The organism is Mesorhizobium sp. M0771, assembly GCF_040320155.1.
In the GTDB taxonomy this organism is placed as follows: Bacteria; Pseudomonadota; Alphaproteobacteria; order Rhizobiales; family Rhizobiaceae; genus Mesorhizobium.
In genome coordinates this window covers 1-10,470 of sequence record NZ_JAMYPC010000044.1, presented here as the reverse complement: position 1 = coordinate 10,470, position 10,470 = coordinate 1, and the positions used below count along the sequence as shown (strand labels likewise).

The following is a 10,470-nucleotide window of genomic DNA, read 5'->3' as shown; positions in this document are numbered from 1 at the left end:
TGGAAGACATTCCGGCGACGCAGTCCGTTCAGCTCGTCGAGTAGCCGGATGGGTGGGCGGACCTTGCGCATTGTCCGGGACAAATCCGGGATAGCTGCCGTGGAGTTTTCCATGTTGCTGCCGGTCCTGTGCCTCGTTTGCCTCGGCATCGCCGACGGCTGGTCCTACGTGACGAGTTACCTGCAGATGCGCGCGGGCGTTAAAACCGCGGCCAATCTCGTAATGGCCGGCGCGTCCAATGACACGGGAACGCAGGCGGTCGCGCTTTCGAGCTGGAACGACAAGCCCGAGGACGCCGCCGTCGTGCTGATCCGCTCCTATTTGTGCGGCGCCACGGTCGTGGATGAGACCACCATCTGCGGCGGAACAAAGCTGCCGACTGTCTTCGTCCAGATAACGGCCACGGGCACCTGGGTGCCCCCGTTCAACTTCGGTGTTTTCCCGGACCCGCGCGCGATCAGCCATCAGGAGGTGATCCGTGTCCGCTGAAAGGATCGGATCCAGGTGGCGCCGTGACTGCTCCGGCGCAGCCGGGCTGGAATTCGCCTTGATCGCGCCTTTCCTGGTGATGCTTTTGTTCGGAATCTTCGCCTTCGGCTGGGCCATGAATGCCGTGTCGACCGTCCGCTATACACTGGAAACCTCTTCTCGGGCGCTGCAGCTGAACAACACGCTTTCGCAGAGCGACATCCAGGCCATCGCCACGCAGAAATTGGTGAACCTGGGTCTGCAGAACGTCATTGTGACGATCGCGATCGACCCTGCCAGCGGCGGCTTCAAGATGGCGCATCTGACCGCGAGCTATGCCTTCGTCATCGCTTTCCCGTATTTCGACCAGTATCCGATAAATTACGCCACGACCGTCACGGTGCCTCTGGTTGCTAGCTAGGCGTACGACCGGCTTTCGTTGAGTTGGCGGCCCTGTATTCAGCTTCCCAAGGCAATGCGTCGAAGTCGGGCTTGTGCCCCGCTTCACGGTAGGCGGCCTGAGTGAGGAAACCTGCTTTGTCCCGCTCCACAACGCAAACAAATGGCGGAGTGCCCGGGCACCTATAAACGCCTACAGCTTTTTCCATGCAACAGGTGTGCTACGGGTGCTCGGAGATGTCGTCCTTCATTACGATGACAGAACAAGAGCGAGGACAGCAGCGGCCCGGCATCACTGAAAGGGTGCGGGTTGGTAAAATTCGTACAACTCTTTTCATTGCGGAGAGAGTTTCGGCGAGCTTATTAATGTGTCGTTTGCCATTGCCTTTTCTGGGAGGCTGCGATGGTTGCAACGCCCATAGATATCGCTCGAGCGGCCACTACGGCCACCTTGCTGATGCGCCAGAAGTCCATGGCGGAACCCGCCACATTTCGCCGGGACATGGATCGATCGCGCAGGGCCATCCGAGCCTCACGCGAGCTTCTGAAGCGCCTTGGTCAACGTCGTCGCGACGTGGCGCTAGGCTGGGAAGATGCCGACCCGTCTACTGTTGCCGTCTCCGCCTTTCAAGCCGACGTTCTCCGATGTGCATTCCGAGCCCTAGTAGGGGAAACGGGTACGCCTGAGTGTCAATGGCGCGATTTAGCCAAGGCCCTGGTGCGCGATTTCACTGGGTGCGAGCTGATCGAAACTGGCTTGGTGGATTGGATCGTCAGCAAGTAGCCGCTGCCCGCCAGCGGCCCAGCAGCGGTCTGCGGGGACTTTGCAGCGGACGCGCTGGGCCTGACCGGTGGGGCGGTGTGGTATCCGCCGGCTGGCGAACATATGCGCCTCCTGCCAACGCCAGCGAAACATCCAAACGAACGAGGCGATCTAACCGCGATCTCGCCATCCAAGGCCAACACATAGGCCGATAGCAAAGGCCTATAATCGCTGAGAGAACGAAAATGGCCGACGCCATGGTTGGGGAACCCGGGTGGGTAGGCGCCGGCCACAAGCGGAACAAGCCCGCCGCGCCACACACATGGCTGATTTGTCATCACGTGGTTATGGTGTTCGCGCAGGGCTGCACCAGCGGAACTTAGTAAACGCCGCTTGGTAAGCGATCCTCGACGCGATCGTTCATCGCCACGACGACTTGGGAAACTTGACGGCTGCAGCCTTCTGCCATGTCAAGCTCAAGTCGTTAACAGCGGCCGCCCGGTCATGAGCAGGCATGCGCCCATCCTAGCATATCGCGCTGCCGGTTTCGCAAGGCGCAGCAGCAAGGGGAGGCGACCAGAGCCGATGTGAAGGGGACTAGTCAAGCTAATATTCGCTTGCGCTAATTTAAATGTGCCGTAACGTCATGCTCAGCATTTTTGGGGAGGAGCAACGGTGGGGAGTATGATGAGAGTAGCTGTGTTTTGCGCGGCGATCGTGATCGCTGGGACTGGTGTCGCTATAGCCAAGGAGAAGAAGGTGGTGGTGAGTGACGCCACGGACCTTTGCTCTACGAAGCACTCTGCCAAGAAGCAGGTGCTCGAACTGGACTGCAGGCCGACCGGAACCGCCAAATTGCCGGCCGATGGAACGCCGGAAAAGCCGCGCCTCGGATACGACACCGATCCGTGGCTGGTTAAAGGCCTTTAGAGACTAGCCGCTGGCAATACAGCGCAGCTAAGGGGAATGTGCGCTGGCGGTGAAGCCTTCTTTGTTCTCTCATCGGTGGAACATTGTCGCCTGGAAACGCTTCGGACGGTGCACTGCCCCATCAGTGCAACGTTCCCTTCCTTGTTTGCACTGGCCGGCTGCCGAAAGGTGGCCGGCTTTTTTGTATATAACCGCGACCTGATGTTTGGGATTGTTGATGGACAGCCGCGAGTGGCCGCTGCTGGCCTAGCGTCTAGGATTGGAATATGTAGAGGCGAGATCACCAAGGCAGGGATGACCAGACTAAACAGCGGTTTCGTCTTTTAGCCGCGACGCCGGCGATAATTGAATTCAGAAGGGCGTCGGCCCGGCTGCACAGCTGGGCCAAGGCTGGAAAGAGTTCCGCTCCCGCCCAGCACGATACGCATCGCACCTGGGCGCAAGCGGTACCAATGGCTCGCCTATTCCGCCGCGCCTTTTCGGCAGGAAACCCTCGGCCTCATCACAATGGAGGGCGACATTCGCAGCGCCCTATGGAACCATCGAGAGTGACATAGGCTGTTTCATGGAACTTCCTGATGACATCAGGAGGCCTGTTAAGCATGCCAGTTGTTCGCGCTCGTAGCTCAGATGCAGGTTGGAGCTCTGCCTAGTGCGCCAGTATCGGAAGCGAGAACTAGGAACCGGGAGTGCTGCGGATAGATTGCCGCAGTCGAGCTTTTATCAGAGCATGGCAAGGGCTGCCTTTCTCTCCACGTTGGCGGTCGTCCTGTTGCTCGCGCTATTGCCAGACCACTTGCTGCACGCGTTGGCCTTTACGTCTCATCACGACAAGCTCAACCACGCCGCCGCGTTCGCCACCTTGTCGGCTTTGGGTAGCCTCGGCTGGCCCCAACAGGTGGTCCGGCTGGCGGTTCTACTTGCTTTTACGGGCGCAGCGATCGAAATCCTTCAAAGCGTCACAGGGCGTGACATGAGTGTCTTCGACTGGTTTGCCGACTGCGCCGGAATGGCATACGGGCTGAGAACCATGAGCTGGGTGAACGAGATTCTGGGCGAACCGGTTATTTGATCGCCACAGCTCCGCCTTACCGCCGCCGTCTTGGCCCACTTGCCAGCCTCACGCCCGCGGCCGCCTTCGAACCCTCGCTATTTTTAATTTCCGACGCAAAGGCCGATGGGTTCAGGGCCGCTCACCATTTAGACTTAGGTCCGATTCTTTCCCGCAAATGGCCGAATCCGGAAACATTTCTCCTTCTACTTTGTTGCATTGGCCGTGCCGCTGAGGAGAACATGCACAGTGCCTCTATCAAATGAACTGCGCGACGTACCTTTAGAATTCCAATGCCCCTCCTGTTCACGCCCTATGGTGAGAAGGGGATCCTGGCTGAAAACGATTGCCGGTTTCAAATGCGATAGTTGCAGGTCCAGAGTGCGGATCGGCTACGAAGAGAAGCTGGCCATATTCGACCGGCACCTTAAGCGAGGCGCGCCGGATCTGGGCCGACGACCAATGGAGTGCGATCCCGGCAACGGTTCCTGAGAGTGTGTCGGCAATTCAAGCTCCAACTGCTTGCGGTCTGCCGCAAGTCCAAGCTTTCATCTGGTCGCAGGGTCAGGCGGCTCTTTCGTCCGTACGGAACCGATGATCGCGAGAGGTTTCGATGCGATCGGAGCACCGAGCAGGTCTACACGTTTTTCGTAGCGACCACCAATCTCTAGCTGACCACTTCAACGCTTTGACGAGGTGCGAGCAACTTGATTTTCAATAGTCTTTTTCGGGCCAAGATGCGCGCCGCCTCTGCGATGCGGCCTCCGTAAGCATCGGCGACGAATGATAGCGTCGACAGGTCAATAATGAGGTCGTCGATCGCGCCCGCCAAGACACTGGACCCGCGCCCAAATTGATCGCACTTCCTTAAGTGCCGTCGAGGCTTCACCCGCATCCAGCAGCGCCTCGATGTCATCGAAAATCTGCATCCCGACCCTCCCGCTTGAAAACGATGGCAATTTCGCGCGAAAAGAAAGCGCCTGCCAAGGTGCTCGCGCACGAAGGCGGCTATTCAGACAACAAGAAAGCCCTGGTGGACCCACGATGAAGGGCGTCCATGGAGGGCGTTCAGCGAGACGCAACCGAGATCCGGCGCGACATTAAACGACAGCGATGCTTGAGCCGCGCTCTCTTACGAGCAATCCGAGCAGCGCCCAGCCGCCAGCCGATCGAAGATGTACGCCAAGACCGACAAGCTGGTGCAGCGTTTTGCCAAGGCTGAAGACGCGGTGAATCGCTCAGCGAAGACATGACCGGGGTGAAGGCGGCCACTGCCGAGGTGACCCGGTGGAAGTTGATGGGCCTCGGCGCATTCGGCTCACTGCATCGCAGCGGCGGCGCTCGCGTCGCTAGTTACGCCCTATTGGTCCTATCTGGCGCGTGCTGCGTGGCGGATCACGAGTTCTATCCGTGCTGCTAAGTCAGCAGAATTCCACACCACCTCCGGATAGGCCGTCTAGATCCGGTAACCGCACATTCTTGAGCACATTGTACGATTGTTACGCAAAGCAGCGGCCGCATCGACTCTCATCATCTTGGAACTACATTGCCACAATGGCACAGCTCTTTGAATCCGCCCCAGTGAGCGCTTCATTTCAGATGATCGTGGACCACTATGAGACAGCGGTTTCACTCCAGGAGCGCATTGTGACTCGCGCTCGACAAGTCGGCTTGTCAACGAAAAGCGATGACGAATTCCTGGAGTATCTGAATGCCGTCTTAGCGCGGGCGCGCCAAAGCTTGGCTCGCGCTGATCAACGCAGTTGTTAATAAATGGGACATCCGCGGCCCGCAGGCATACAGTGTGCTATCGACGGCAACTCTAAGGGCGTCCGTCGGCTGTGAGCGATCAACATGCTTCCGCCCCAATAGGGAGAGGGAGCTATGACAGACTCCAGTTCACGAACTCACACTGCCGCGCAATGCGACACCCGCCAAAATTCCATCTATCGCAATTCGCTGCTGCTTCGAATGTGCTCGGCAGATTTGGCCTTGCTGCAACCTCATTTGGAAAGCGTCTCCCTTGGACTGAAGACGCATCTCGAAGTGGCGGGGTCTCCAATCAGAACCGTGTACTTCTTCGAGAGCGGTCTCGGGTCAGTGGTGGGCGAACTGCGGCCTGGTATTGAAGCTGAGATCGGAATCATAGGTTGTGAGGGTATGACCGGCTCAGCGCTTATCATGGGCGATGACCGGTCAACGCACGATTGTTACGTCCAATTAGAGGCCCGAGCCTTTGTTATCGACGCGGGCCTCTTCACCAAGGCGCTTTTGACAAGCCCAACCCTGCGAAGTTTTCTGCTCCGCTACGTTCACTACTTTCACCTCCAGGCAAGCTTCACCGCGCTCAGCAATGCCCGGATGAACATCGTCGACAGGCTCTCAAGATGGCTGGTGATGTGCGATGATCGCGTCGACGGGAACAGCTTTGCGATTACGCACGAGTTCTTGTCAGTTATGCTCGGTGTCAGGCGGCCCGGCGTCACCATAGCGCTGCAAACCTTGGAGGGCCAAGGTCTGATACGCTCAATGCGAGGAGAGGTAGTCATTCTTGACCGAGCGCGTCTGATTGCGCTGGCTGATGGGTCATATGGCAGGGCTGAAGCCGAATACGCTCGGCTAGTCGGCAAACTGCATTGACCCCAGACGCCGCGCCCGTGGCACTATCCTGAGTGCCCCTGCAACGGAGCCCGCCGGCTGAGCCACGGTGTTTTTGCGTCAGGCGGGAACATTCCCGCTCTGAGGCTGTTTGGCCACAGCTGGCTCGTTCTTCAGCGGTCCGTGCCGGTGACCAAGATGTCCTCTCCACTCGTCATGGTCGGCCCGCGCAGCCTCCGAAGCAGGCGCGGGCCATCCCTGCAGCGTCGCCAGACGTCAGCGGGCTTTTTATCATTCGCCGTTTATCATGGAAGATTTGCAAGTTCGCGCCTGCGACGTTGCGCCATTGGATCAACACGTCCATGGGACGATCATCACGCCTCCGCTCGAAAAGCCGGGTATAGAACTCCTCCGCTTTGTCCATCCTTGGCGAGCACGGCGTAAATTCCTTGGATTTGCATTCATAAATTGATTCCACCCATAATGAGCAAAGGGCGGGTCCCGTTCCAAAATGGGGTGTTTGCGGCAACCTGCTTTGTACGTTTCCGGCTCTTGCCTTTTTCGGAAAGTGACCCACAGAATAGCTGGTGAGGTTCTATCTCTCTGGGAGGATGGGATGGACGTTCAAGCACCTGTTCGGCCTGTGCAGCAAACGGCCAAGGAGCTGGTCCGCGAGGTCCTGTTGGGTTCTCAACCGGGCAATATAATTTCCCTGAAGGCGACCATTGCAGCGGTGCGCGAGCGCGGCCATGATCTTCGTGAGACTGACTGCCAGTTGGTCGGAATGATCGTCAATTCAGCCTCCGTTTGGGGACTGTTCATCGCCTTTGACGTTCGAGAGGCTTGATGCCCCACCGCTGGTTCAACCCTCCGGTTTATGTGAAGACTGAGCGCCCGGGGCTTCGCCTTGGTGTCAACCGAGTTGATGCCGCCGCGGAGGAGCTTCTAAAGTGGTCCAATCGTGGCCCCAAGTGGCGGCTGGCGGCTGAGGCTTGCCTATCTGCGATGGATGGCAAAATGCCGGGTAACGACTTCCGGCTGCTGTTCGAAGCCGCAGCCGATGAAGAGGAGATGCTACTGCCGGATTAACAACGCTATACGGACGGGACCATGCGCGTCTGTTCGCGTTGGCGGTCGGCGAATTAACTTGAATAATCTGACGCAAACGGCTGTGGCCATTGCTCTGTTTTGACCTTTTGTGTTACCTATTGTGCTTCGTTCCCGAGCTTCCTTTTCGATCCCTTGAAGAATACCGGAAAGAACGGGTTCGCGATGTCCGACACCAGAACAATAAGCGAATCGGAACGACCCCGGCGAAAATCAATTGCTTGTCGATTGAACTGAAATCCGATCGACCTTACAGCCTCGTTCACGCGGGTTCGGGTATCCTCCCTCACGTCGCCTGTACGCTCGAATTTCTGCTTTTGGGATCCGCTGGGGCCAGCTCAAAGACCGACGAGGCGCTTAGCCGACTGGCGGCTCATCACGAGAGCGGTCCGGCAGCTTTAGGAGTAGTAGATTTGCATATGGGTGCCAACTATTCGTCCCAATTGGGACAGGCTGCGGCCGGCAAGCTGCGCCTAGGTCTCACAAAAGGCTCAGGCGTTGGCATCGGAAAAGAGGCGGCTGCTAATTCTGAATGACCGATATGAGGCGCATGCGGTCCGGCAGTATATGGAACGAGAGCAGAAGGTCTGCTTCTGGTGCAAACCAGCGGAAAGGTGCCATTCCGCTGGTGGCGCGATCTTGGCCGCAACGACGTTGGTTGCCGCTGCCTGAAAGCAGACACGGTGGTACCGCGTTGGCAGCTTTGGCGCCTCAAAGCGATATTGAGGCTCAGGACGGTTTTAATCTCACCTCGACCAATCAGCTTGGAAAAGCGGCGATAGTCCGGATGCTCGTACCGCCAGCGGCCGGCGGAGATCGCAGGATGCACGCCAGCTTCCTGCGCCGCCTCCAACACCTCCTCCGTGCTGTTGTCCTTGTCGGTGCAAACGAGCCAGCCTCCGCTTCTATGGTTTCCGAACGAACTAAAATGATCTTGAGAAAACCATTATCAAATGCGCGTCCCGAAATGGGGGCGAAGGCGATGCGAGCGCATCGGAGCGGAAGTTCTATGCCGGCGACCCTCCGCGGAAGTCGGTGCGAAACTCCTGCCACAGCCCGCAACCGGAACATCACATGTGCTGGTGCATTGCTAGTGAACGCCAATTCGACTGGGGCGCAAAATGCATCGCGCGATCACAAATGCATGGGCAATGGTGCGAGAAGCCGTCGTTGGGTTCGTCAACGACAATGCTCTCAGCCATGGCGCAGCAATCGCTTTTTATGCCACAACATCGTTGGCGCCAATTCTGCTCATCGTGGTTGCAATTGCGGGTCTCGCATTCGGTCACGAGGCAGCGCAAGCGGCATTGTCCGCCCAAATCACAGGGATGATGGGTACAGAAAGCGCAAATATCCTGCAAACCGCACTGAAGAGCGCATCCGAAAAGCCATCCGGCGGCACTTGGCCGGCGGTGATTGGCATCATCACCTTGCTTGTGAGCGCTTCCGGGGTCTTCGGCGAAATACAGCAGTCTTTGAACATGATATGGAAGGTCGAAGCGCAGGAAAGTTCGTTGTCGCGCCTGGTGCGCGCACGTGCGGTAAGTCTGGGACTGGTCACCGCACTTGGCTTCATGTTGCTCGTCTCTCTAGTCGCGAGCGCGGCGATTTCGGCCCTAGGCAACCTCATCAACGCACAGTTGCCGTTCGGGACACTTGTCCTGGGCGTTATCAACGCGGTCGTTTCTTTTGTCCTCCTCGCAGCTATTTTCGCTGCCATCTTCAAGATCTTGCCTGATCGAACCCTGGAATGGCGGGATGTCTGGATTGGCGCTGTTGTGACTGCTGCCCTGTTCACGCTCGGGAAATCGCTTATCGGTTGGTATATAGGCTCCAGCGCGGTCGCGGCCTCATATGGGGCCGCCGGTGGGCTGCTCGTCATCCTGTTGTGGGCTTACTACTCGGCGGAAATTTTTCTTTTTGGTGCGGAAATCACTCGCGCCTATTCCATTCGACACGGCAGCAGGTCCGATCAGGAAGCTGTGCTTCACAATGGTTGACCTGCAAGAGATGCCACTATCGCCGGCTGATCCCCGGTCCTGATCGCGTACTCTGATCAGGTCTAGGCTCGCCGGGATCGAGGTGGTTGGGGTCTTCGCCCGGCGAGCTGTCCACCTGCACGGAAAGTACTGGCCGTGGGTTTGCCCATCAGCCGTGACTTATGCAATATCGGTGCGGTTAAGCCCACAAGCATGCCCAACTGCACCGGCCATTCCCTACGGCTGCGTATGGTCTTCGCGCTCGGCAATTTTTTCCAAGAGCTTCCGTGAAGCCTCTAGGACACGGCGCGTCTCTTGGATGGTGGATTGTAGGGATTCAAGTTCTCTCTCCGCCCATCGCTGGCTACGGCGGGCGCCTTCGACGAACTGGTGGTCAGATTCCCATTTGTCTTTCATGCCTCTCAACGAGCGAGCCGGGGAACTCGTTCTAGTATACTCAAGGCCGATTGCCCGCTGGCTCACGCTGGCGGGCTTTTTTGGGTCAGTCGGGAACATCCTCGCCCTGAGGCTGTTCAGTCACACCCGGCTCGTTCTTAAGCGGTCCTGCCGGTGACCAAGATGGCCCTCACTCATCATGGTCGGCCCGCGCTCGGAAGCAAGCGCGGGCCATCCCTGAACAAGTCCGGGGCAACCGGCCAGGCAATTGCAGCATCGATGGTGGCCGGCCGCCTTGACCGAACTTGCGGGCCAATTCCTCCTAGGTTGACGACGAAATATCGGTAGCAATTTCTACAATTTTCAATTTGGCTGGAAACCCTTTCTACCCGCAAGCGTTGAATTAGCACGGCTGCATTAAAGCAGTTGCATTCGGAGGAATTTTGATGAATTCGAAAATGCTCATTCTCGGCGCGACATTTGCCCTGATGACCGGATCGGCCTTTGCCGGCAGTTCCACTGGCACGTCTGCGCTCGACGATCCTGCAAGAATGTCTCCTTTCTTCACGGACAGCAGCATGAAGACCATGAAGTCTGAGGCCGAAGCGAAAACCGCTTGGTCGGCTATGTCTCAGGAGGATAAGGACGCGGTGATGAAGGACTGCGCTGACGCAGATATTGCGAAGGCCCATGAGAACTTCTGCAAAGCTGCGATGATGATGGGCAAATAGGCCCAGCACCTAGCTTAATATAATACGCGCCCGCTGGCCCGGCCGGCG

General features: G+C 57.8%; 11 protein-coding genes. 10 read left to right on the top strand and 1 reads right to left on the bottom strand.

Annotated elements, in window-relative coordinates; genetic code table 11:
- The 4 genes from NKI05_RS31510 to NKI05_RS31495 form a co-directional block, all read left to right on the top strand.
- Positions 1-489, top strand: a 489-nt coding sequence (locus tag NKI05_RS31510) for a TadE/TadG family type IV pilus assembly protein (RefSeq protein ID WP_352794124.1), incomplete at its 5' end; no start/stop codon positions are given.
- Positions 479-889, top strand: coding sequence for a TadE/TadG family type IV pilus assembly protein (locus NKI05_RS31505; RefSeq protein WP_023716265.1), 411 nt, complete (start codon positions 479-481; stop codon positions 887-889). The genes NKI05_RS31510 and NKI05_RS31505, both read left to right, overlap by 11 nt.
- Before the next feature lie 1,425 nt (positions 890-2,314).
- Positions 2,315-2,560 (top strand): hypothetical protein, encoded by a 246-nt coding sequence (locus NKI05_RS31500; RefSeq protein WP_023673947.1) that lies wholly within the window; start codon positions 2,315-2,317, stop codon positions 2,558-2,560.
- Between the two features lie 703 nt (positions 2,561-3,263).
- Positions 3,264-3,632: a VanZ family protein gene (locus NKI05_RS31495; RefSeq protein ID WP_245261975.1), complete on the top strand. Its 369-nt coding sequence runs from the start codon at positions 3,264-3,266 to the stop codon at positions 3,630-3,632.
- 646 nt (positions 3,633-4,278) lie between these two features.
- On the opposite strand, the gene NKI05_RS31490 is transcribed toward NKI05_RS31495, so the two are convergent.
- Positions 4,279-4,443 (bottom strand): hypothetical protein, encoded by a 165-nt coding sequence (locus NKI05_RS31490; protein ID WP_352794122.1) that lies wholly within the window; start codon positions 4,441-4,443, stop codon positions 4,279-4,281.
- Between the two features lie 417 nt (positions 4,444-4,860).
- Between NKI05_RS31490 and NKI05_RS31485 the strand changes: the two genes are divergently transcribed.
- The 6 genes from NKI05_RS31485 (at position 4,861) to NKI05_RS31460 (ending at position 10,422) form a co-directional block, all read left to right on the top strand.
- On the top strand, positions 4,861-5,031 hold the full coding sequence (locus NKI05_RS31485; protein ID WP_023673960.1) for a DUF1515 family protein: 171 nt from the start codon (positions 4,861-4,863) through the stop codon (positions 5,029-5,031).
- A 464-nt stretch (positions 5,032-5,495) separates the two neighbouring features.
- Positions 5,496-6,251: a Crp/Fnr family transcriptional regulator gene (locus NKI05_RS31480; protein ID WP_023706251.1), complete on the top strand. Its 756-nt coding sequence runs from the start codon at positions 5,496-5,498 to the stop codon at positions 6,249-6,251.
- A 574-nt stretch (positions 6,252-6,825) separates the two neighbouring features.
- Positions 6,826-7,056, top strand: a complete 231-nt coding sequence (locus NKI05_RS31475) for a hypothetical protein (RefSeq protein ID WP_023690600.1) — start codon at positions 6,826-6,828, stop codon at positions 7,054-7,056.
- Positions 7,056-7,298 (top strand): DUF982 domain-containing protein, encoded by a 243-nt coding sequence (locus NKI05_RS31470; protein ID WP_023669677.1) that lies wholly within the window; start codon positions 7,056-7,058, stop codon positions 7,296-7,298. The genes NKI05_RS31475 and NKI05_RS31470 overlap by 1 nt, the downstream gene beginning before the upstream one ends.
- A gap of 1,139 nt (positions 7,299-8,437) precedes the next feature.
- The gene (locus NKI05_RS31465; protein ID WP_352794120.1) at positions 8,438-9,316 is read left to right on the top strand and encodes a YihY/virulence factor BrkB family protein; all 879 of its coding nucleotides are present in this window, start codon (positions 8,438-8,440) and stop codon (positions 9,314-9,316) included.
- An 821-nt stretch (positions 9,317-10,137) separates the two neighbouring features.
- Positions 10,138-10,422, top strand: a complete 285-nt coding sequence (locus NKI05_RS31460; protein ID WP_023702887.1) for a hypothetical protein — start codon at positions 10,138-10,140, stop codon at positions 10,420-10,422.
- Positions 10,423-10,470: the final 48 nt, after the last annotated feature.